This is a genomic window from Sorangium sp. So ce124, from assembly GCF_051525235.1.
Lineage (GTDB): Bacteria > Myxococcota_A > Polyangia > Polyangiales > Polyangiaceae > Sorangium > Sorangium atrum.
The window spans coordinates 2,092,397-2,113,553 of the sequence record NZ_CP150312.1; the positions used below are offsets into that span (position 1 = coordinate 2,092,397).

At 70.4% G+C, this 21,157-nt stretch carries 17 protein-coding genes; 6 read left to right on the forward strand and 11 right to left on the reverse strand.

Annotated features, from left to right (window positions below; genetic code table 11):
* Positions 1–94 precede the first annotated feature (94 nt).
* Positions 95–412 carry an ArsR/SmtB family transcription factor gene (locus WMF19_RS07900; RefSeq protein ID WP_437898522.1) on the forward strand — a complete coding sequence of 106 codons (318 nt, stop codon included), beginning with the start codon at positions 95–97 and terminating at the stop codon, positions 410–412.
* Positions 409–807, forward strand: coding sequence for an SRPBCC family protein (locus tag WMF19_RS07905; RefSeq protein WP_272101077.1), 399 nt, complete (start codon positions 409–411; stop codon positions 805–807). The genes WMF19_RS07900 and WMF19_RS07905 overlap by 4 nt, the downstream gene beginning before the upstream one ends.
* Before the next feature lie 51 nt (positions 808–858).
* Here the strand turns inward: WMF19_RS07905 and WMF19_RS07910 are convergent, their stop codons facing one another.
* The 7 genes from WMF19_RS07910 to WMF19_RS07940 all read right to left on the reverse strand — a co-directional run bounded on the left by WMF19_RS07910 (position 859) and on the right by WMF19_RS07940 (position 8,595).
* Positions 859–2,199 (reverse strand): hypothetical protein, encoded by a 1,341-nt coding sequence (locus WMF19_RS07910; RefSeq protein ID WP_437898523.1) that lies wholly within the window; start codon positions 2,197–2,199, stop codon positions 859–861.
* 1 nt (position 2,200) lies between these two features.
* Entirely contained in the window at positions 2,201–3,220 is a 1,020-nt protein-coding gene (locus tag WMF19_RS07915; RefSeq protein WP_437898524.1) for a hypothetical protein, read from the reverse strand.
* Positions 3,221–3,277: 57 nt separating this feature from the next.
* Positions 3,278–4,720: a protein kinase domain-containing protein gene (locus WMF19_RS07920; protein WP_437898525.1), complete on the reverse strand. Its 1,443-nt coding sequence runs from the start codon at positions 4,718–4,720 to the stop codon at positions 3,278–3,280.
* Between the two features lie 178 nt (positions 4,721–4,898).
* Entirely contained in the window at positions 4,899–6,032 is a 1,134-nt protein-coding gene (locus WMF19_RS07925) for a hypothetical protein (RefSeq protein ID WP_437898526.1), read from the reverse strand.
* A gap of 157 nt (positions 6,033–6,189) precedes the next feature.
* A complete protein-coding gene (locus WMF19_RS07930; RefSeq protein ID WP_437898527.1) occupies positions 6,190–7,023 on the reverse strand; it encodes a hypothetical protein in 834 nt (277 codons plus the stop codon).
* 254 nt (positions 7,024–7,277) lie between these two features.
* Positions 7,278–8,084, reverse strand: coding sequence for a trehalose-phosphatase (gene otsB / locus WMF19_RS07935; RefSeq protein ID WP_437898528.1), 807 nt, complete (start codon positions 8,082–8,084; stop codon positions 7,278–7,280).
* Positions 8,085–8,211: 127 nt separating this feature from the next.
* Entirely contained in the window at positions 8,212–8,595 is a 384-nt protein-coding gene (locus WMF19_RS07940; RefSeq protein ID WP_437898529.1) for a hypothetical protein, read from the reverse strand.
* A gap of 467 nt (positions 8,596–9,062) precedes the next feature.
* Between WMF19_RS07940 and WMF19_RS07945 the strand changes: the two genes are divergently transcribed.
* Together WMF19_RS07945 and WMF19_RS07950 are read left to right on the forward strand one after the other, a co-directional pair.
* Positions 9,063–10,244: an MFS transporter gene (locus tag WMF19_RS07945; protein ID WP_437898530.1), complete on the forward strand. Its 1,182-nt coding sequence runs from the start codon at positions 9,063–9,065 to the stop codon at positions 10,242–10,244.
* A gap of 22 nt (positions 10,245–10,266) precedes the next feature.
* Positions 10,267–11,325 carry an ABC transporter substrate-binding protein gene (locus tag WMF19_RS07950; protein WP_437898531.1) on the forward strand — a complete coding sequence of 353 codons (1,059 nt, stop codon included), beginning with the start codon at positions 10,267–10,269 and terminating at the stop codon, positions 11,323–11,325.
* 96 nt (positions 11,326–11,421) lie between these two features.
* Here WMF19_RS07950 and WMF19_RS07955 read toward each other — a convergent pair whose 3' ends face one another.
* The 3 genes from WMF19_RS07955 to WMF19_RS07965 form a co-directional block, all read right to left on the reverse strand.
* Positions 11,422–12,840 (reverse strand): serine hydrolase domain-containing protein, encoded by a 1,419-nt coding sequence (locus WMF19_RS07955; RefSeq protein ID WP_437898532.1) that lies wholly within the window; start codon positions 12,838–12,840, stop codon positions 11,422–11,424.
* A gap of 598 nt (positions 12,841–13,438) precedes the next feature.
* The gene (locus WMF19_RS07960) at positions 13,439–14,746 is read right to left on the reverse strand and encodes an efflux RND transporter periplasmic adaptor subunit (protein WP_437898533.1); all 1,308 of its coding nucleotides are present in this window, start codon (positions 14,744–14,746) and stop codon (positions 13,439–13,441) included.
* Positions 14,743–17,910 (reverse strand): efflux RND transporter permease subunit, encoded by a 3,168-nt coding sequence (locus tag WMF19_RS07965; RefSeq protein WP_272101093.1) that lies wholly within the window; start codon positions 17,908–17,910, stop codon positions 14,743–14,745. Before WMF19_RS07965 ends, WMF19_RS07960 begins: the two co-directional genes overlap by 4 nt.
* Before the next feature lie 126 nt (positions 17,911–18,036).
* Here WMF19_RS07965 and WMF19_RS07970 point away from each other — a divergent pair, with 126 nt between their 5' ends.
* Complete coding sequence (locus WMF19_RS07970; RefSeq protein WP_437898534.1) at positions 18,037–19,002, forward strand: LysR substrate-binding domain-containing protein; 966 nt, start codon at positions 18,037–18,039, stop codon at positions 19,000–19,002.
* Positions 19,003–19,161: 159 nt separating this feature from the next.
* Positions 19,162–20,787, forward strand: coding sequence for an outer membrane protein assembly factor BamB family protein (locus WMF19_RS07975; protein ID WP_437898536.1), 1,626 nt, complete (start codon positions 19,162–19,164; stop codon positions 20,785–20,787).
* A 74-nt stretch (positions 20,788–20,861) separates the two neighbouring features.
* Here WMF19_RS07975 and WMF19_RS07980 read toward each other — a convergent pair whose 3' ends face one another.
* Positions 20,862–21,098 (reverse strand): hypothetical protein, encoded by a 237-nt coding sequence (locus WMF19_RS07980; protein WP_437898538.1) that lies wholly within the window; start codon positions 21,096–21,098, stop codon positions 20,862–20,864.
* Between the last annotated feature and the right edge of the window lie 59 nt (positions 21,099–21,157).

The window sequence follows — 21,157 nt, forward strand, 5'->3', positions numbered from 1 at the left end:
CGGCGGGCTGGATCCGCGCTGCGCGGGAACCGAGCCGCGCGGCCGACGCGTCGGATTTTGTTGACGCGTCGGAGGTTTCCGACATATTAAGGACATGGCTGAAGTCGACGTGTTCTCGGCGCTCGCCAACCCGGTTCGGCGCGAGATCCTGATGCAGCTCCGCATGGGACCTCGCGCCGTGAACGACCTCGCGCGTGGCTTCGACCTGGGCCGACCCGCGGTGTCCGAGCACCTGCAGGTGCTCCGCAAAGCGCGCCTCGTGCGCGAGGAGCCGCGCGGACGCGAGCGCTATTACCACCTCGATCCGCGCCCGCTGAGCGAGGTCGACGAATGGCTCGACACGTTCACTCAGTACTGGAAGACGCGGCTCACCGCCCTCGAAGATCTCCTCAACGAAGAAGGAAAAAAATGAACGCCCCTGCAGTCATCCACCTCGAACATCGTTACACAGCGCCTCCGTCCGCCGTATGGCGGGCGCTCACGGATCCGGAGCTGCACGCGCGCTGGTGGGCTCCGGGTGACGTCAAAGCCGTCGTTGGACACCGCTTCGAGCTCGACATGGGGCCCTGGGGCAAGCAGGCTTGCGAGGTGCTCGCCGTCGAAGCGGAGCGGCTCTTCTCGTACCGCTTCGCGATCGGCCAGCTCGACACCATCATCACCTGGCGCCTCACGCCCGAAGGGGCGGGGACTCTCCTCACGCTCACGCACGAGGGCTTCAACCTCGACTCGCCGATGGGCAAGACCGCTTTCGAAGGCATGAAGCCCGGGTGGCCCAAGCTGCTGGAGAGGCTCGGAAGGACGCTCTGAGCCTCGGCCTGGGCACCTGGGTCGCCCCAGCTGGCCGCGCCGGTCGGCGCGTCATTGCAGCGTGCAGATGAGCCGCTGACCGCGCACGGAGTAGGCGCCCTCGCGTTGCTCGATCCAGGCGACGAGCAGCTTGACGCCGAGCTGCGCGACGGTCGAGCCGAGGATCTGCGCGCTGCTGCCGTCCGGAAGGGAGAAGATGAGCTGGTTGGGGAGCACGTTCTCACCTGTCCGCGTGAACCAGCCCAGGTTCACGCTCTTTCCAGGCGGCGGCACCAGCGCCAAATACACGTTTTCGCCGTCGCTCGCGACGGGGCCCGGGGGGTTGTACTCGCTCACATTCTGGAGCTTGAAGACAGGGGTGAAGCCGGGCGGGGGAACCTGTCCGAGCGACAGAAAGTCCCTTACGACGCCCACCTCCGCCGAGAGGGCGAGCCTCGGCGGAGGGACGAGGTGCACCATCAAGAGCGTGACGCCATCCCCCTCGGGCAGCGGGAACGCCCCGAAGAAGGACTCCACCTCGTCGGGAGACGGGCTGAACTGGATCCGGTGCGCCGCGCCGAGATCGGCGCGCGAGGCGCCCGCTCTGAAGAACGCTTCTCCGGTCGCGTTGTCATCCAACAAGAGGAGGTGCTGGCCGTTCGTGACGGTGTAGTAGTGAACGTTGAGCGAGGCATCGGTACGTGGGCCCTGGGCCACCAGGGTCGGCGCAGGCTCGGCCGATCCACCGATGACGAGAGCTCGCGTCGAGCCGCCGGGCGCCGCGCAGGTCGCGGCATAAAGGGTGCTGTCGCCCGCCTGGACGAACGCCATCGACGCTGCCACGCTGGGGCTCGAGCACTCCGGTGCGAGCGCGGGGAACCGCTGGAACGTCCCCCTGGACGAGACGCCGTCGGCGGTCGTGGGGAAGACGAGCTGCCCGATCTCGTACCCCACCCTGCCCTGGAGGATGACTTGCCCTCCCGATTCGCGGCCCGTGACGAAGGCCGCGCCGTCGGTGAAGGGGAACTCCGTCTTCGACCCGGCCGGCTCCCCGATCTCGTGCACCGTCCCTATCACGAGCCGGCTGGCAGCCTTGTCGATGACCGAGACGAATACGCGATCGGGTCCGCTTGCCAGCACGAGCGAGGAGGTGTCGACCTCATGGCCGCCGAGGTCTCCGGATGTGAGGATGTCGAACGGCTCGAGATCGAGCGCGCACTTCGCCTCGGCCGGCTTGCAGATGCCGTCCTGACAGACGCCGCTCCGGCACTCGGAAGAAGCGCTGCACGCTTGGCCGCCGTTGCCTCCTTGGTTCAGCTCCGCGTCGGCGCGCACACCCGCGATGATCTGGCAGCCGGAGACGAGCAATGCGCCACCGGCGATGACGAGCTTCCATGGTCGCATCGGGTGCATGTCAAAAGCTACCTCGCAACGACAGCCCCGCTGCTCCCGCCCGGGCCGGAGGCTCCAGGCGCACCTCCAGCACCGTCGACGGCACGGCGTCGCTCGACGGCGCGGTCAGGAACACGACAAGGCCTGTGACGAGCGCCGCGCCTCCCGCCGCGAACGCGATATTCGAGATGTTGGCGGTCGTGTTCGCGTCCTGATGGAGCTTGACCCCCTCGGCGTCACAACGGGGAGGGTCGTCGTTGGTACACCCGTGCTGGTTGCGCGCCTCGCTCATCTTCGAGAGCGTCTCGACACCGAACACAGCGCCTACCGCGATCCCGGCCAAGCTCACCCCGCCCAGCACCAGCCCAACGGTCCGCTGCGCGCTCCACGAGCTCGCCGGGGGCGCGGCGCTCGCCGCCGCAGGCGCGCGCGCTGCCCGCCCTGGCGCGGGCGCGTCCTCGAGCAGAGGGACGCGCACCGTCGTCTGCCCTGGCTTCGGCTCGACGACCACCTTCGTGCTCCATGCCTTTTTGCCAGGCGCCACCGCCTCGATCGTGTGCTCGCCCGGATCGACCGGGATCGCCGAGCCGAACATCGCCGCATCGAGCGGCTTCGCGTTGCGCCGCACCTCGATCCCCTCGACCCGGGCCTCCGGCGCCACCTCGATGACGAGCCTCGAGAGCTGCGGCTCGAGCAGGCCCGCCCGCCGCCCTGCTTCCTTCGAGCGCCGCCCATCGCCCGCTTTGCGCGCCGTTGCCTCGGCGTCGTTGAAGGTCGCCCAGGCGCTCGCCGTCGCGCCATCGAGCTCATAGCAATCCGCCAGGGCGAGCAGCGTCCCGGCCATCGGGTCCAGCTTCTGGCTGGCGACGAGCTTCGAGCACCCCAGGGCGTAGCTGCCCTGCTTGACGAGCGCGCGCCCCTCGCGGAAGAGCACATCGGCGGCCGCCCGGTCCTCGGCGGTCGGGTCCGCGAGGACGCGCGGCGCGACCGATAACGACAGGATCAGCGCACCCGCAGCGGCGACGCTGCGCTTCCCACGCATCGGTCCTGGGCCACGCACCGATCCCATTCTATGGCACCCCTCGCCGTTGTCCCAGGATTAGCGACGCTCGTCGTACGAGAACGCCGGCTCAGGCTTCGGGGGGAGAAGGCTTTTGGCCGGAGGCTTTGCCCGCAGGGAGGGCTTCGTCGCCTTCAGCGTGTCCGTCGCCGCCGGCGAAGGCGAGGTGGGCTCCGCCTGCGCTTTCGCGCTCGCGTCGGGAGGGGCGGGCGCGGAGGGGGGAGCTCGGGGTTCGACGGGCGCGGACGGGGCCGTGCTCGGCGCCCCGAAGGAGGCCGCCGGGCCTGTCGGTGCCGGGGATCGCGCCCCCTCCTGCCCCCCCCAGGCGATCACCGCCAGCGCAGCGCCCGCGACGAAGGCACCGCCGAGGAGAAGGGGAGCCCGATAGCGGGGCTTCGACAGCAGCACTCCGAAGGACGATAGGGATCCATGGGGCCAGGACGCGGTGGGCGCCGTGTCCGCCATGGCGTCCGGCGGGCGCGGCGCGATCGACCCTGCTGCCCCGGCGCTGGCCGGCGGCGAGGAGGCCGCCGCGCGGCGCGGCTCCGACGAGTCTCTGGCTCCCGGCGAAGACGTGCGCGACATGTTGAGCACCCGCCAAACCCGCTCCGGATAGCCCCGCGCTCGCGCGGGCGCGTGAGGCGCGAGGGCGCCGGCGAACGCCGCCACGTCATTCCAGCGCTGCTCGCGATCGTGCATCATGCACCGCTGGATCACCGCGTCGATCTCCCGGGGGACGTCGCTCCGGCGCTCGTGGAGCGGCGTCGGCTTCGCCGCGAGCATGCGCCCATAGAACTCCGCCAAGGTCTCCGCGTGAAACGGCGTCTGCCCGGCGATGAGCTCATACAAGAGGACGCCGAGCGCCCAGAGGTCGCTGCGCGCGTCGACGTCCTTCGGCGAGCTCATCTGCTCGGGCGACATGTAGAAGGGGGTGCCAAGCTGCTGGTCGTCGTCCGTGAGGGCGAGCTCCGCGCCGCTCATCTTCGAGATCCCGAAGTCGAGGACCTTGATGCACGGCGCGCCGCTGACGTCCTGCGTGACGAAGAGATTCGCCGGCTTCAGGTCGCGGTGCACAATGCCGGCGGCGTGCGCCTCGCCGACGGCTTCACACGTCTGGAGAACGTACTCCACGGCGTCGTCGAGCGAGAGACACCCACTCTCCTTGAGCAACGCGGCGAGATCGCGCCCTTCGAGGAATTCCATGACGATGTACGGCGCGCCGCCTTCGAGGGTGCCGACGTCGAACGCGCGGGCGACGTGCTGGCTGCGCAGCCGTACCGCCGCGCGCGCCTCGCGCAAGAAGCGCTCGCGTGCGTCGGCGGAGACGTGGTGGGCCGAGCGCATGAACTTGACGGCGACGCGCTGGCCGAGCTCGACGTGGACCGCCGCGACGACGACCCCCACGGCCCCCGCGCCGAGCAGACGCTCGACGCGGTACTTGCCCGCCACGACGTCGCCGGGCCGGACCGGGGCGTTGATCATGGCATGCCATGTGGTCTCAGCGGCTCCGGGAGGTCAAGCGTCGCTTTGATGGGCTCGCACGCGTGCCGCCGCCCTATATATAATGGATGCTCGCTGGCAACCCCCGGCAGGCCCAGCGCGCCGCCGCGCGCTCGCTCCCGGGCCCTTCCCGTCAACCGAGCTGCGGCGTGGCTCCGCGTCAGCGAGGCGAAGATCGCAGGATGAGCAGGCGGCCGTCTTCCTTCCCACCTGCGCCAGCGTCGTCGAACTCGGTGAGGAGCAGCGTCTCTCCATGGCGCCAGGCGTCGTGCGGCGACCGCACCCCATCGGGGGGAGAGAGGATCGCGCGGATGGTCAGGTTCTCCGGGTCGAGCAGCCACGTGCGGCCCGATTCACCCACGGCGATGACGTCATCGCCCATCTGCCGCAGCACAGAGACGGCCTCGCCCAGCGCGACCTCGTGCGTGGCTCTGCCGCTCATCGGATCCAGGCGGGCGACGCCGGAGCGCACGTCCGTGAAGATCGCGTCCGGGCCGGCGGCGATGCGCCGGTGGAGGTCGCCGATGTGGAGCTCGTCGCGCGGCTCCAGCGAGGTCTGGTCCACGACGCTCACCTTGCCATTGCCGTGCGCCACCCAGATCCGGCCGTGCCCGACGGCGAGCGCGAACGCGTCCCGGCCGAGCGCTGGCGAGCGGCGTTGACCTCCCGTGGCCGGATCGATCCGCACGACCGAGGAGTTTGCGGAGCTCCCCTTGCTCCAGAGCAGCACCCAGAGCGCGCCGTCCGCAAGCACCATGTCCTCGGGGGAATCGGGCAAGCGCGCCAGCGCGCGGGCGCGCGCCGTCTGCCCGTCGATGGCCCAGATCGTCCGATCGGTGTGCGCCAGCGTGTAGATCGCCCCCTCGGGGGAGGCGACGACCTGCACCGGGAGCCGGCCGACCGCCACGCGCGACACCACCTCTCCGCGCTTCAGGTCGACGCGCGCGACGCGCCGGTTACCGCTCTCGGCGACCCACGCCGTGTCGCCGACCACGGCGACCCCTTCAGGCCACTTGCCGATGGTGATCGCTTTGTCGATCGTGAGCTGCGCGGCGACGTGCGCCGCTGCGCGCGGCGGCTCCTCCGGGGCGGCGGCGGACGGGCCCGGCGCCGCGGTGGGCGCCTGCGCGATCGCCGGGGCCGCCGGCGGCCGGGCCTCCTGGGATGCAGCCGACGGCGGCGGAGGCGCTGTCGCGGGCGGCGCGCCCGAGCAGCCCGCCAGCGTCACGACGGTGATCGCGAGGGCCCCCGGCCATCGGTGCAATGGGCGGTGAGCCGCGCGTGTACGATCCATGAGTTGGCGCTCTCCTTTTCTTTGCGTCGACAATCGGGCGTCAGTCCATGCCAGAACTCTCGCCTGTGTCAAAGGTGTTCCCTATCGAGCGGCGCGCGCAGCAAGGAAGGGCCGCTCTGGCAGCTTCCATCCTGTGGAACGCCGCGCCGGAAGCGGTTCATTCCGTCGTGAACTCGCCGCAGCGGCCGCTCCCGCGGCAGACGCCGCTCGCGCAGCTCTCGTCTCGATGACACCGCCGGCCGGGCGCCAGCTTGCAAGCGCCCATGCCGTCACAGACCTCGTGCTGAAGCACGCAGTCCGGCTCGTCCTCGACTCCGGGGCCGAGGGGCGAGCACGTGCCGACCGACCGCGCGACGTTGCAGGCCATGCAGGTCTCGTCGCAGGCCGTGTCGCAGCAGACGCCGTCGACGCATTTCCTGCTCGCGCAGTCCCCCGGACCGGCGCACGCCCGACCGTTCGCGCCCTTGCACGCGCCCGCTGCATCGCAGACGAGGCCCTGGCCGCACGGCGAACCTGCAGCCACGACGTGCGTGGCGACCCCGCGTCGACACGCGTCGCTCGTGCATGGGTCGCCGTCGTCCTCGGCGTCAGCGTCGTCCGGCGAAGGATACGGCTGGCCCGCAGCGCAGGTGAGGATCTGGCAGTCGCCCGCGATCTGCCCGGACGGCAGCGCCGGTACGCCGTCGAGCGGGACGTTGACGCATGCGCCTGCGGTGCACGCGTCCGCGGTGCATGGATTGCCATCGTCGCAGTCGGCCGCCTGCGTCTCGGCCGCGCACGCAGGGGCCTCTCCGTCCCAGCCAGCGCCGGGGTCACCCGCCCCGACCCCCTGATCCCCGTCGCCGCCGGCGCCCGCGCCGCCCGAGCCCTGGAAGCTGCGGGCCTTGGGCGAACAGCCCGCCAGCGCGACGACGAGGCACAGCGGCACCGAGGTCGCCTGCACGCGGCTCGTGCGGCGGAGCGGAAATGCTGAGATGTGAAATGTCCACATGCGCCGAACTCTACTGTCGGTCCAGCTCACCCGCTAATCAGACTTCATCTTTCGAACGGCCATGGACGAACGGCGCGCTCGGTTTGCTGGCGGCGGATACCCCAGGTGGACTCACGCTCCGTTCGAGGCGAGACACCGCCGTCCGGCTCACCACCTCACCGCATCTGCCCGCCGTACACGCGCGCGCCGCGCGCAACACCGCTTCTCCTGATCTTCTCTCTGACGTACGAGAACGGAGAGCTTGATGAAGGCCCTCAGGCCAGGCGCGGCGCCTCGCCGATCACGCCGCCGCGCCGCGCCGCGAGCGCCTCGAGGAACGCGATCCACGCCTCGGGCCCATCGAGCGTCAGGTCGGGCTCGACCGCGGTGTGCGGCCGCTCGGACGAGGCGATGTAGACGCCCACGCCGCCGATCGCGCGGGCATGGGCGATCGCCGGCTCGTCCGTCGTGTCGTCGCCCGCATAGACCACCAGCGTCCCCTGCGGCAGCCGCGCCAGCAGGAACGCGAGGGCGCGGCCCTTGTCATGCGCGGCTTCCCGGGCCTCGTGGATGCTGCGCCCCCTCATGACCACGAACCCCCGCCGCGCCGCCGCGTCCTCCCACGCCCCGAGCGCGTCGAACGCCGCCGGCCGAGCCTCCGCCGGGACGCGCCGCCAGTGGAGCGCGATCGAGCAGCGCTTGCGCTCGATCCCGAGCGCAGGGATCCGCCGCACCGCCTCCTCCGCCTCGCGCTCCAGGGCGTCGAGCGCCTCGGTCGGCGCCTCCGCCAGGTACACGAGCTCCCCGCCCGGCGCCGCGATCTCCGCCCCGTGCTCGCCCACGCGCCACACCGCGCCGATCGCCGCCGTGCGCGCCGCGATGTCGTGGATCGTCCTCCCCGTGACGATCGCCACGGTCGTGCCCGGCGCCCGCGAGAGCGCCCCCAGCGCCCCGAGGGCGCCCGGCGCCGCCACCGCCCCGCCCGAGACCGCGGTGATCTCGGAGATTGTCCCGTCGAAGTCCGTCGCGAGCAGCAATGACGGCGCGGCCGCCGCACGCTCGACCCATTGAAGAACGTCCATGCTGCACCAGATCTACCACTGGGCAGGCCGAGAGCACGATGGCAAAGCCGGCGCGACCGGGAGCGACCCTGTGGCCGGCTCTGCTGCTCCAAGGCGGACAGGTCACCGCCGCGCGCGGAGCCGCGCGTCAGAACCGGATGATCACCTCGTGGACGCGGCGCCCCTCGGTCTTGCCCTCGGTGGGCTCGGCGGGCGCGGCGTCGCCCGCGGGCGCCCCCTCCGCGGCGGCCGCCGGCTCGTCCTTCTTGCACTCGTACTTCACGCGCCACTCGGTCTTCTGCACCGTGTGCGTGCTCTCCTGCTTCCGCTTCTTCGGCCCGAAGAAATCCTTCTCGCGGCGCTCGCTGGCCTCGGACACGGTGTCTTCCCCGACCACGGTCTCGCCCTCTTCGACGATCTCGTAGCTCTCGGGTCCACCGCAGGTCGTGGCCATCGTCTGGCTCGCCTTCTGCATGGCCACCTCGCGATCACCCAGGATCGCGAGCTCGCCGCCGACCTTCGTCCGCCTCACGACGCGAACCTCGCCATACGGCTGCCACGAGCACGCGGCCGTGGAACAGAGCGCGCACGCGGCGATCAGTGCATGAATCGCAGGGAATTTCATGCCTTGCACCAGTACCACCCTCGAAATGGCGCGGGCAACAACAAAGCGCGGGCGGCTTCGTGCAAAACCTGCTACCGGCGGCGGGCGGGCGCGTGGTGGTTTGGTCGCAGCGTCGTAGCTTCGCAGCGTCGTAGCGTTCCACCGCTGCGTGGTCGCTCGAGCGCGCGCGCCTGCTCGCGCCGGGGCACCGGATCACCACCCGCTGCTGCCACGGCAGCAGCGCGGAAGCTCTCGGTCCCGCGTTCCGGCCCGCTCCGGCGCGGCATGGGGGTTGCTGACCGCGGGTGTTCGCCGGCGCGGATCAACAGGCTTGATCCGCGCGGTGCCCCGAGGTCCAACTGCGCTCCTTCATCGACAAGAACCGCTTTCTGCTGATGTTCGCGGCGCTGTCCTCGGTCATGGGCCTCAGCGTCGGCGTGGCCAAGGTGAGCACGACGCTGTATGCGCTGGAGCTCGGGGCGGACGAGGCGCTGCTCGGGCTGATCTCTGGCTCGCAGAGCGTCGGCGTGCTCCTGATGAGCATCCCCATCGGGCTCCTCGTCGATCACCTCGGGCCCTCGCGGCTGTTCGTGCTGGGGAGCCTCGTCGCCGGGTCGCTCTACATGGCCTTGCCGGCGGTCCCGTCTCCGGTGTTCCTCCTGGCCTGCACGACGGCGATCAGCTTCTTCATGCCGATGCGCTTCGTCTCCCTGAGCACCGTGTTCATGCAGCAGCTCGAGACGGTGGGGGAGGCCAAGGCCGGCTGGTACCGCGGCACCCATATGGTCGGCATGTTCCTGCTCGGCCCCATGCTCGCGGCCGGCCTCACGAAGGCGCTGGGCTTCTCTGGCACGTACCGGCTCATCGGCGTCTCGTTCCTGATCACCGTGCTCATGTCGCCGATCGTCTTCGGCCGCTACACGGCGCGGTCTTCACCTCGTGGAGCGCTGCGCCTCTCCGGCATCCGGTCCGACCTCGCCCTGCTCGCGCAGGACGTCGAGCTGCGCAGCGTGTGCCTGATCGAGTTCGCGGCCCAGTCGATCAACTCGTTCTTCATGTTCTTCATCATCCCCATCGGCGTCGCCGTCGCCGACCTGACGCCGGCCGAGGCGTCGGGGCTCCTGGCCTGGCAGGGCGTGACGTTCATCTTCGCGCTGTTCTCGCTGGGCGGCCTCGTGGGCCGGGTGGGGCACGAGCGCGTCTACCTCGCGAGCCTGGTCCTCGTCCCGAGCGCGCTCCTCTTGCTCGGCCTCTCGCGCGATCTGACGCCGCTGCGGGCCGGCGGCCTGCTGCTCGGCCTCGGGCTCGGCGTCCTCCAGATCGCGAACCTCACCCGCATCGCCCGGATCGGCGCCCGGGCGGGGCGGGGCAAGGTGGCCGGCCTGCAGGCCCTCGTGGGGCCGTCAGGTGGCCTGTTCGGCAGCACCGTGGGCGGCCTGATGGGCCGGAGCCTGGGGCTCCAATCGATGTTCCTGCTCCTGTCCGTGTTCTTCGGCGTGCTCCTCGCCGTGGCGCGCAGGACGCCCAGCGCGGCGGCCGTGAGCCCCACGCCCGCCGAGCCCGCGGCCGCCGAGTAACGGCCGAAAAGAGACATTCACCATGCGAGAGCTCGACAAGTCATCTTCGATCGCCACGACCCGCCGTAGGCTCGCAGCGGCCCTCTGCGCCGCGCTCGCGCTCGCGGCCTGCTCGAAGGCCGACCACGGCAACGGCGACAGCGCCGCCGGCGACTACGAGGTGCTGGAGCTGCGTTATCAGGGGTTCTCGGGCGTGGTCTCGGTGCCCGAGCTGGCGGAGGACCTGGGGTACCTCGCCCCGATCCGGCTGAGCTACGTCGGCAACACGATCAGCGGGCCGCAGGACATCCAGACCGTGGTCACCGGAGACACCGATCTGGGGCAGGCGTTCAATGGCGCGGTGATCAAGCTGATCGCCGCCGGGGCGCCGCTCCGGGCGGTGGTGGGCGGCTACGGGATCGACGCGAAGCGGTGGGCCGGCTTCTACGTGACCGAGGACAGCCCCATCAAGGCGGCGCGGGACCTGATCGGCAAGAAGGTCGCGATGAACACGCTGGGCGCGCACTACGAGCTGATGCTGAAAGAGTACCTGTCGCGCCAGGGGCTGACGAGCGCCGAGATCGCGCAGGTCACGCTGGTCGTGCTGCCGCCGGTGAGCGCGGAGCAGGCGCTTCGGCAGAAGCAGGTGGACGTTTCCGTCCTCGGCGACATCCTGCGCGACAAGGCGCTGGAGCGCGGCGGCGTCCGGGCCCTGTTCTCGGACCACGAGCTCTTCGGCGAGCTCACCGCCGGCAGCTACGTGATGAGCAAGCGATTCCTGAAGGAGAGCCCGAACAGCGCCCGCAAGTTCGTGGAGGCCGCGGCGCGCACCATCGAGTGGGCCCGGAGCACGCCGCGCGAGGAGGTGGTGGCCCGCCTGCAGCGCATCATCGAGCGGCGGGGCCGCAACGAGGACGCGTCGCTGGCCAAGTACTGGACGAGCCTGGGCGTCGCCGGCAAAGGGGGGCTCCTGTCGGCCGGGGAATACCAGATCTGGATCGACTGGCTTGTGAAGGACGGCGACCTCAAGCCGGGGCAGATCAAGGCCGAGGACCTGTTCACGAACGAGCTGAACCCGTTCGCGGCGACTCAGGCGCAGTGACGGCGCCCGTCCTCGCGCGGCGCCGCGCGAGGGCGCCGGCCCAGGTGATGCGCGTCGGGGTGCGGCTCGGCTCGCGCGTCGTCTCCGCGGGCCGGGTCACCAGGTGAGGGACCCGTGGACCTTGGTCATGACCTCGTTGGCCCGGATGTCATTGAGCATCCAGTCGAAGTCCTCCCAGGAGATCTTGCCCGTCTCAGGGTCGATGGTGAAGTGGTCGAACTTCGGCAGCCCGTGGTTCGTGAGCAGGATCGCGAACATCCCGCGGCTCGGCTCGGGATCGAGCACCATGAGCGTCCCTGCGGCGCCTGTCTTGCTGTAGGCGACGGTCGATGCCGACTCCCCGCCGGGCCACATGCCTGCGTCCCACATCTCCCAGCCGTACCCCTTGCGCGAGTAGAGCAGGTTCTCGGAGTAGGTCCAAGCCGACCTGTTGAGATGGAGCGAGCCCGTCTGGTTCGTGGTCATGTCGAGCACGGCCTGGGCAGAGAGCAGGGTGCTGCTGCAGGTGTTGAAAGGCCAACGGTTGCAGCTGTAGACGTGCTTGCCCCGGTTCAACAGCATCTGGGAGAACTTCGCCAGATCGCTCGCGGTCGAGAACAGGCCGTCGCACCCGGTGAGGTGCTCGGCCGGGTCCAGGCCGTCCCCTTCGAGGAAGTAGTCGGTCTCGTCCTGCACCTCGCCCCGGAGATAACGCTCGCGCGCCGCGGACCACGCCGTGCCGACGAAGCGGTCCTCCTTCTCCGGCATGTTGAGCCACGGCTGAAAGCCCGTGTCCGTCATGTTCAGCGGGGTGAAGATGTACGTCTGCATCAGGTTCTGGAGCGAGTCGCCGCCGACCGTCTCCAGCACGTGGCCCAGGATCCGAAAGCCGAGATCGCTGTAGACGACCTTCGTCCCCCGCGGGCGCGCCAGCGGCGCCTCGAGCATCGAGTGCCAGGGGTCTGCGTCGTCGAAGAGGCCGTTCGGGTTGCTTTCGTCGAAGTAGTCGACATCCTCCCCCGAAACATAGCTCATCAGATCCTTGATCGTGACAGAGCTCTTGTTGTTGACCGAGGAGACGGCGAACTCCGAGAAATACGTCGCGACCGTGTTGTTGATGTTGAACCCAGGGAAATTCCCGGACTCCTGCATCCTCATCGCGAGGAAGACGGTGAACGGCTTGGTCATGGACTCGAGATCGAAGATCCCATCGAGCGGCATCGGCACCGATGGCATGCCCGGATCGTCCTCGTTCAGCCCGTCTCTCGTCCCCACGGCGGTGTGGAGCACGATCCGGCCCCGGCGGGCGACCAGGAGGACCGCGCCGTTGATATCGCCGTCGTCGACCGCGTCCTCCAGCTCGTTGACCGCCTGGTCGAGGAGGACGCTGGACAGACCCACCGATGCCGGTGTGCCCGTGCCGAGGGAGTAGATTACCGGCGCCTGCAGAGGGTACGTGTCTTGGGCGTGCGCCGACGGCGCCATGCCGAAGGCGGCGGCCGCGGCTCCACAGAAGATCAAGCTACTGGCTCTCATGTTCGCGATTCCTTCCTTGAACGGTGGTGCAGCCGCGGCGCGCCGCGGGGCGGGGCGAAGGGTTATCGGGGTCATCGACTGCGGTCTCGGAGCGCCTCTTCGCCCGCGCCCCGTCAGGGGCTTATCCACCCTTCGTGCCAGCGGGCCGCACGGCGCTCCGGCGAGCTGCGCACCCCGCGCGGAGCGCGCGCCTTGGTGGCCGCGACGACGGCCGGGCGCCCCTCAGGAGCGGCCGTTGCGCCGCGTGGAGCCCACGGAAATGCATCGCATATCAGCCACTTGCGAGCTCCTGACGCCTCCGGCAGCGCCGCGCCGGACGCCGCCTCCGCCCGGCATCGCGCCGCTCGCGAGGAGGAGGGGAGTGGCTCTGCGCGCTGCCGCGCCGCACGAAGGCACGCTCGCGGAGGCGTGACATCGTGACATCGTCAGGCGTGACATCGTGACACTGTCACAGCGTGACATCAGAATCTTGGCGTCTTATGGCGTCTTATGGCGTCTTGGCGGCCCCATCATTCCGGCAGGATGGGGTAACTACCCCACCACCCGGCGTTCTCCAGGGCGCTGCTTACGCAGGAGCTCGACGCGAACGAGGTTGACCTCAGCGGGCAGGTCCGCCCGGAGGCGGGGGCGGCGGCCCTTCAGGGAGGATCTCGACGGCCATCCCCTCGCTCAGCTCCGCGCTCGCGAGCTTCACGATGCGCTCGCTCCCGTCGAGCCCGGTCGACACATGGATCGTCGCGCCCGTGTCGCGCTCGACGACGATCGGCGCGAAGCGGATCTTGCTCCCGGGGTCGATGACGGCCACGCGGAGCCCCTTGGCGTCGTTGTAGAGCGCCGTCGCCGGGATCTCGAGGACGCGGTGCGGCGTGGGCAAGGTCAGCGCGACCTCCGCGTACATGCCCGCGAGCAGCCGGCCGTCGGGGTTCGGCACCCGCACCTCCGTGTTCATCGTCCGGGTCGCCGCGTCGAGCGCGCCGGCCGTGCGCGCGATCGTGCCCTGGAACGGCTGACCCGCGAACTCGCGCACCGTGACCTTCGCCGGCGCGTCGACCCGCACGCTGGGCGCCACGTCCTGCGGGACGCCGACGAAGACGCGCACGGGGTCGGTCGCCGCGATGGTGAAGAGCGGCGTCCCGTTGCCCGCCGTGACCAGCGCCCCGCGCTCGATCGTGCGCGATGTGACCGTCCCCGCGAACGGCGCGGCGACCTTCGCGAACTTCTTCTGGTCGAGGATGCGCTGGACGTTCGCCTGCTGCGCGGTGATCGCCGCGCGCGCCACCGTGACGCTCGCCTCGGCGACGTGCGCCTGCCCCTGCCGCTGCTCGAGCTCCTCCTGGGGCGCCACGCCCGCGGGGACGAGCTGCTCGTAGCGCTTCACGCTCGACCTCGACAGGTCGCGGTTGGCCTCGGCCTGCACGAGGCCGGCGCTCGCCTGCACGAGCTGCGCGCGGGCCTGCGCGAGCTCCTGGTCGAGCTCGGGCGTGTCGATCTCGGCGAGGATCTGCCCCTCCTCGACCTTGTCGCCGATGTCCGCGGTCCACTTCCGCACGTAGCCGCTCACGCGCGGGTAGACGACCGTCTCGGCGAGGGGCTGGATGCTCCCGGGCAGGACGAGCGCCCTGTCGCTCGACACCGACTGCGGCGCGACGACCCCCACGCGCGGGGCCGCGCCCTCGGCGGCCCGCGCGCCCTGCTCGAGCGCGGCGCGGGCGTTCCGGCGGGGCAGGTAGGCCGCGGCGAAGGCCGCGCCGAGCACGACGACGAGGCCCACCCCGAGGGCGAGGCCGCGCGTCCTCGTCAGCACGGCGGGCGGCGGCAGATCGAACCCGAGATCGTCGGCAGGGCTGCCCGGAGACGGGGGAGCAGACGTCGGGGGGACAGGGGCGCGGCGGGCGGTCGAGCTCATAGGTCCTCTGCGAGCAGGTCTCTGGCCGGGGCCTTGTTCCGGAGGAGGCTGTACATCACGGGCACGAAGAAGAGCGTGCTCAGCGTCGCGACGAGGAGACCGCCGATGACCGCGCGCCCCAGCGGGGCGTTCTGCTCGCCGCCCTCGCCCAGGCCGAGCGACATGGGCAGCATGCCGAAGATCATCGCGAGCGCCGTCATGAGCACCGGCCTGAGGCGCGTCATGCCCGCGGCGAGGGCCGCGGTGCCCGCGTCGCGGCCCAGCTTGCGCTGGTCGTTCGCGAACGTCACGACGAGGATGCTGTTCGCCGTGGCGACGCCGACGCACATGATCGAGCCCATGAGCGCGGGCACGCTCAGCGTCGTGTGCGTCACGAAGAGCACCCACGCGATGCCGGCCACCGCGCCCGGGAGCGCCATCAGGATGATGAGCGGGTCGAGCCACGACTGGAAGTTCACGACCATGAGCAGGTAGACGAGCACGACAGCGAAGAGGAGCCCGTAGCCGAGCCCCGTGAACGAGGTGTCCATGCTCTCGGCCTGCCCCTTGATGGTCACCTTCGTCCCGCGCGGCAGCTCGGGCCTGAGCTCGTCCACGACGCGCGCGACGGCGCCCGCGACCGAGCCGAGGTCGGTGCCGTCGACGTTCGCCTGGACGTCGAACGTCCTCGCGACGTTGTAGTGGGTGATGTTCGCCGGCCCGGTCGTGCGCGACATCGACGCGACGTTGGACAGGAGCTGGGGGCGGCCGTCGCCGGTCGACAGCGGCGTGGTGTTCACGTCGTCGATGGACCCCATCGCGTACTGGGGCGTCTGGACGGCGACGAGGTACTGCACGCCGCGCTTGTCCAGCCAGTAGGTCGGCGACGTCTGCCCGCTCGACGAGAGCGAGACCAGCACGTCGCTCGCCACGTCCCGCTGGCTGAGACCCAGCTGGTCCGCCATGGTGCGGTCGACGTCGATGCGGAGCTGCGGCCTCGCCGGCACCTGCGCGAGGTGGACGTCGACGGCGCCGGGGATCCTCTCCATGCGATCGGCGATCTTCAGCGCGACGGCGTAGGTCTCGTCCTCCTTGCCGATCGGGCCGACGACCTGGACGTTGATCGGCGCCGCGAGGCCGAAGTTCAGCACCTGCGTCGAGATGTCGGGGGCGAGGAAGAAGAACGTCGTGTCGGGGTACGCCGCGTTGAGCCTCGCGCGGAGCGCCCGGACGTGGTCGGCGGTGGGCCGGTGGTGCTCCGCGAGCGCGATGAAGATCTGGCCGTCGGCCGACGAGATCTGCGCGCCCTCGCTGAGCGACAGGTTGATGCCGCTCGCCGGGATCCCGATGCTGTCGAGCATCGTGCGGATCTCGCCCGGCGGGAGCGCGCCGCGGATGGTCTCCTCGATCCGGGCGAAGCGCCGCTCGCTCTCCTCGAGGCGGGTGCCCGGCGGGCCGCGCACGTGGAGCTTGATGAGCCCCGCGTCGACGGTCGGGAAGAAGTCGCGGCCGAGGAGCGGGATCAGCGCGACCGAGGCGGCGACGAGCGCAAGGAACGCCCCGACAAACAGGGCGCGGTGCGCGAGCGCCCACGCGAGCCACCCGCCGTACGCCGCCCGCAGCCGGTCGAAGGCGCGGTTGAACGCGGCGAAGACGCGCCCGAAGAGGCCTTGGGGAGCGGCGTGGCCGTGCGCGTGCTCCGCCGCCTCGCGCTCGAGCAGCAGGCGCACGAGCGTCGGGACGAGCGTCCGCGACAGGAAGTACGACGTGAGCATGGCGAAGACGACCGCCATGGCCATCGGCACGAAGAGCGATCGCGCGGCGCCGGTGATGAAGGCGACCGGCACGAAGACGATGCAGATGCAGAGCGTGGAGACGAGCGCCGGGACGGCGATCTCCTGCGCCCCGTCGACGATGGCGCGCAGGAACGGCTTCCGCTGCCCGAGGTTCCTGTGGATGTTCTCGATGGCCACGGTCGCGTCGTCGACCAGGATGCCGACCGCGAGCGCCATCCCGCCGAGCGTCATCACGTTGAGCGTGTGGCCGAGGGCGTTCAGGGCGATGATCGAGACGAGGATCGAGAGCGGGATGCTGATGACGACGATGAGCGTGCTGCGCCAGCTCCCGAGGAACAGCACGATCATGAGCGCCGTGAGCCCCGCGGCGATCAGCGCCTCGTGCACGACCCCGGAGACCGCGGCGCGGACGAACACGGACTGATCGAAGAGCAGCGAGACCTTGAGCTCCTTCGGGAGCTTCTCCAGCGTGGCGGGCAGCATCGCGTGGATGCGCGAGGCGACGTCGAGCGTGCTCGCGCTCCCGTTCTTGAGGATGCTCAGGAGCACGCTGCGCTTGCCCTCGACGTGCACCATGTTCGTCTGCGGCGCGCTCCCGTCGCGCACGCTCGCGACGTCGCGGAGGTACACGGTCCTGCCGTTCACGGTCCTGAGCGGCAGCTTGCCGAGCTCCTCGAAGGCCGCGGGGCTGCTGTTCAGGATGACGGGGTACTCGTTCTCCCCCATCTTCGCCGTGCCGGAGGGCAGGATGACGTTCTGCAGCCCGAGCGCCGCGTTCACGTCGCGCGGCGACAGCCCCCAGGCGAAGAGGCGCTGGGGGTCGATGTCGACCATGATCTGCCGCTGCTTGCCGCCGTAGGGGTACGGGATCTGCGTGCCCCGGATCGTCGCGATGTCGGCGCGGATGAAGTTGACCGCGTAATCGAAGAGCTGCTGCTCGCTCAGCGACTCGCTCTCCAGCGCGGCCTGGAGGATCGGCACGTTGGAGGCGCTGTAACGGATGATGAGCGGCGGGCTGATCCCGGGCGGCATCTGGCGGATGGCGGTCTGCGAGATCGCCGTGACCTGCGCCGTGGCGGCCTCGATGCTGGCCCCGGGCTGGAGGAAGATCTTGATGATCGAGATGCCGGTGAGCGACTGGCTCTCGATGTGATCGATGTCGTTGACGGTCGTGGTGAGGAAGCGCTCGTAATTGTTGACGATGCGCTTCTCCATCTCCTCGGGGGGGAGGCCGCCGTAGTTGAAAATTACAGACAGGACCGGGATGTCGATGTCCGGGAAGATGTCCGTCGGCATCCGGGCGACGGTGAACACGCCCAGGATGACGATCAGCATCGACATCACGATGAACGTGTACGTGCGTTGAAGCGCGATCCGGACGAGCCACATGGGCCAATTCCCGTCCCCCTCCGGAGCGCCCCGGCCGGGGGTGGCGCCTGAGGGCAGGCTCCGCATTTAGGGTGCCCGTGACGTTCGTCCAATCTATTCTTTCGTATCACACGATACCTTCAAGGTATGGATCTGCGCCACCTCCGGTACTTCACGGCCGTCGCCGAGGAGCGGCACTTCGGCCGCGCGGCGCAGCGGCTCGGCATCGCCCAGCCGCCGCTGAGCCGGCAGATCCAGGATCTCGAGTCCGAGCTCGGGTTCTCGCTCTTCGATCGCTCGCGGCGGCGCGTCGAGCTGACGCCCGCGGGCGCGATGTTCCTCGCCCATGTCCGGCGGGTCTTCGACGCGCTCGATCTCGCGGTGCACGAGGCCCGGCGCGCGAGCGTGGGCGAGACCGGGCGCCTCGTGGTCGGCTACCTCTCGTCGCTCGCGTACAGCGGCATCACCGAGCTGGTCCGCACCTTTCGCGGGGAGCTGCCCGCGGTGGAGCTCGCGCTGCGCGAGATGCCGCCGCAGGAGCAGATCGAGGCGCTCAAGGACGGGCGCATCGACGTCGGCTTCGTGAGGGCGCCGCTCCACGACGCCCGGCTCGCGTCCGAGTGCGTCCGGCGCGAGCCGCTCCTCGTCGCCCTGCCGGCCGACCACCCGCTCGCCGCGCGGAAGCGCATCCCGCTCGAGCTCCTGTCGCGCGAGCCGTTCGTCGTGTTCCCGCGCCAGCGCGGGTCGGCCTTCTTCGACCTGGTGATGGGGCTCTGCCGCGAGGCGGGCTTCTCCCCGCGCATCGCGCAGGAGGCGCTGCACCTCGACATCCTGAGCCTGGTGGCCGCGGGGTTCGGCGTCTCTATCCTGCCGGAATCCATCAAGAATGTCGGGCGCAAGGGGCTCGCGCTGCGGCCGATCGTCGGCGCGCCGTCGACCGACCTGCTCGTCGCGTGGCGCGCCGACGACGCCTCGCCCACGCTCCGGCAGTTCCTGTCGTTCGTGCGGCGGGTCGGCGTCAGCAAAGGCAAGCCGCGCGCGCCGCGCTCCCGGCCCCACCGGCCCGGCGCCGGGGCCGGCGGGGCCGGACGTGGAGGAGTAGTGGAGGAGTAGAGGAGCGGCGCGCGCGCCGGGAGGCCGAATTCGAGATGGCGCCTCCGCCTCGTCCCCGCGCGCTCGCGGCAGTCGACACCTCCTCCGAAGGATGGAGATGTTGCGAGCTATCGCGCGGCGCTGATGAATACCGCGCCGACGCCGAGCAACGAAGCGACCATGAACAGCGCTTCCGAGCGTGTCGATTCAGCAACCGGGACCAGCATGGGCGCCGCGACCGCATTGGCCATCGCAGCTGTCGTCGCCGCGACGGCGTGTGAGCCGGCGGCGCGCGGCGGCGGAGCAGGTGACGGCCGCAGCGACGACGCTGCAGCGGACAGCGGCCATACCGCCAGCGCGCGCGGGGCGCTCGGTGAGGGCGGTACGGGCGACGGCCAGCCCGCGGGTGGCACCGGCGGCGATAGCGGCAGCAACTCGACCGGCAGCGGCATGCCAGGCACGTGCGCGCCGGGCTCGGTCGCCGCCTGCTACACTGGCCCGGCCGGGACCGCGGGCGTCGGGCGCTGCGCTCCCGGGACGCAGACCTGTCGCTCGGACGGCCTTGGCTACGGCCCCTGTACGGGTGAGGTAACGCCCGCCGCAGAGCTCTGCGCCACCCCGGTGGACGAGAGCTGCGACGGCGTGGCCAGTTGCCCTCAGCGGCCACCGTGGGCGCGCGGATACGGCGGCTCCGGCTGGGACAACGGCCTGTCCATCGTGAGCGACGCCTCGGGCAACTACTACGTCTCGGGTGATTTCGAGGGAACGGTCGATTTCGGCGCCGGCCCCCTCACCAGCGCAGGGCAATCCGACGTCTTCTTTCTCAAGCTCGATCCCTCGGGCTCGGTGATCTGGAGCAGGCGCTACGGGACCGAGTTCGACGATCAGAGCGGCACCATGACCGTTGACGGGAATGGCAACATCTTCCTCGCCGGCATGTACGGCGGCCTGATGGGGCTCCTCCCAGGTCCAGATTTCGGTGGGGGTCCGATCTCGGGCGCCGACGACACGGGAGCCTTCGTGGCCAAGTTCGACGCCAACGGCGATCACGTCTGGAGCGCCGGATACCCGGTCTTGGTCCCCTCGATGATGTGGAGAGTAGCGGAGGTCGCCGTGGATGCCTCCGACAACGTGTACATGATCTACAACCTCGACGATTATGCCTATCTGACGAGGCTGGGTGCCGGAGGCACCGGCGTCCTCTGGACGCAGGACGTGCCGGCATCCGCCGTCAGCTTCGGAGCGGTAAGTCTCGCAGTCGACAGCGCCGGCAACGTGATCGTGGCGAACGAGGACCCACCAATTTTCTACTATCCGGGGCCGTTCTATTTCACCGTCTCCAAGTTCGACCCGTCGGGCGCGCTGCTCTGGCAGCGCCTGTTCGAGTCCGACGGAACGGCGGCCGCCTCTTCGGTGGCGGTCAACGCGGCGGACGAGATCCTTGTGGCGGGCTTCACGGATGGCATCGTCGACTTCGGCGGCGGCGTGCTCCCCGCCGGACCCGTGCTCGTCAAGCTGGACGCTGCAGGCCAGCATGTCTTCAGCCGCTCGGTGCGCTTCGGCGACAAGATCGCCCTCGATTCCGCCGGGGGCATGGTCGTCGCCGGAGGGGGGCTCGCCAGGCTCGACGCGAGCGGGAACGAGCTCTGGTGGGTCAGCTTCGATGCCTCCGTGGAGGATGTCGTGTTCTCTCCAAATGGCACGATTGCCATCACCGGCAGCATGATGGATCCGGTGGACTTCGGGACCGGCCCGATACCCTATGCGGCGCATCGCGATGTCTTCGTGGCCACGTTCAATCCATGAGAGCCGCCGTGCCGGTGCACCTCCGTCGCCCTGGCTCCCGACGCCACACCGTCGGTTCATCCTCGAGCGCGTGCTCAGCCGCTTCGCCGGCCTGGGCAGCGCGTGCTCCGGCTCGTCCATCCGAGGCCGGGCGCGCCGGCCTGGTCGAGCTCGACGTAACCGTCGATGACGAGCGCTGCGGGGCGGGCGCGCACGCGCCCGAGGACCTCGAGCAGGCAGGGCAGCTCGCGCTCGAAGAAGGCGCCGGGGCGATAGGGCCTGACCGAGGGAGCGCGGCGACCTGCTCCTCGCTGGGCGTCGCGTCGGCCCACCGCGCGGCGATCACGCACGCGGCCCGGGCGCCGTCGCCCTCGTAGTGGACGTCGAGGAC

Excerpts from the sequence above, each read along its gene's own strand:
- WMF19_RS07900 (WP_437898522.1), top strand. The coding sequence starts at position 95 with ATGGCTGAAGTCGACGTGTTCTCGGCGCTCGCCAACCCGGTTCGGCGC.
- WMF19_RS07905 (WP_272101077.1), top strand. The coding sequence starts at position 409 with ATGAACGCCCCTGCAGTCATCCACCTCGAACATCGTTACACAGCGCCT.
- WMF19_RS07910 (WP_437898523.1), bottom strand. The coding sequence starts at position 2,199 with ATGCACCCGATGCGACCATGGAAGCTCGTCATCGCCGGTGGCGCATTG.
- WMF19_RS07915 (WP_437898524.1), bottom strand. The coding sequence starts at position 3,220 with ATGCGTGGGAAGCGCAGCGTCGCCGCTGCGGGTGCGCTGATCCTGTCG.
- WMF19_RS07920 (WP_437898525.1), bottom strand. The coding sequence starts at position 4,720 with ATGATCAACGCCCCGGTCCGGCCCGGCGACGTCGTGGCGGGCAAGTAC.
- WMF19_RS07925 (WP_437898526.1), bottom strand. The coding sequence starts at position 6,032 with ATGGATCGTACACGCGCGGCTCACCGCCCATTGCACCGATGGCCGGGG.
- WMF19_RS07930 (WP_437898527.1), bottom strand. The coding sequence starts at position 7,023 with ATGTGGACATTTCACATCTCAGCATTTCCGCTCCGCCGCACGAGCCGC.
- otsB (WP_437898528.1), bottom strand. The coding sequence starts at position 8,084 with ATGGACGTTCTTCAATGGGTCGAGCGTGCGGCGGCCGCGCCGTCATTG.
- WMF19_RS07945 (WP_437898530.1), top strand. The coding sequence starts at position 9,063 with ATGTTCGCGGCGCTGTCCTCGGTCATGGGCCTCAGCGTCGGCGTGGCC.
- WMF19_RS07950 (WP_437898531.1), top strand. The coding sequence starts at position 10,267 with ATGCGAGAGCTCGACAAGTCATCTTCGATCGCCACGACCCGCCGTAGG.
- WMF19_RS07955 (WP_437898532.1), bottom strand. The coding sequence starts at position 12,840 with ATGAGAGCCAGTAGCTTGATCTTCTGTGGAGCCGCGGCCGCCGCCTTC.
- WMF19_RS07960 (WP_437898533.1), bottom strand. The coding sequence starts at position 14,746 with ATGAGCTCGACCGCCCGCCGCGCCCCTGTCCCCCCGACGTCTGCTCCC.
- WMF19_RS07965 (WP_272101093.1), bottom strand. The coding sequence starts at position 17,910 with ATGTGGCTCGTCCGGATCGCGCTTCAACGCACGTACACGTTCATCGTG.
- WMF19_RS07970 (WP_437898534.1), top strand. The coding sequence starts at position 18,037 with ATGGATCTGCGCCACCTCCGGTACTTCACGGCCGTCGCCGAGGAGCGG.
- WMF19_RS07975 (WP_437898536.1), top strand. The coding sequence starts at position 19,162 with ATGAACAGCGCTTCCGAGCGTGTCGATTCAGCAACCGGGACCAGCATG.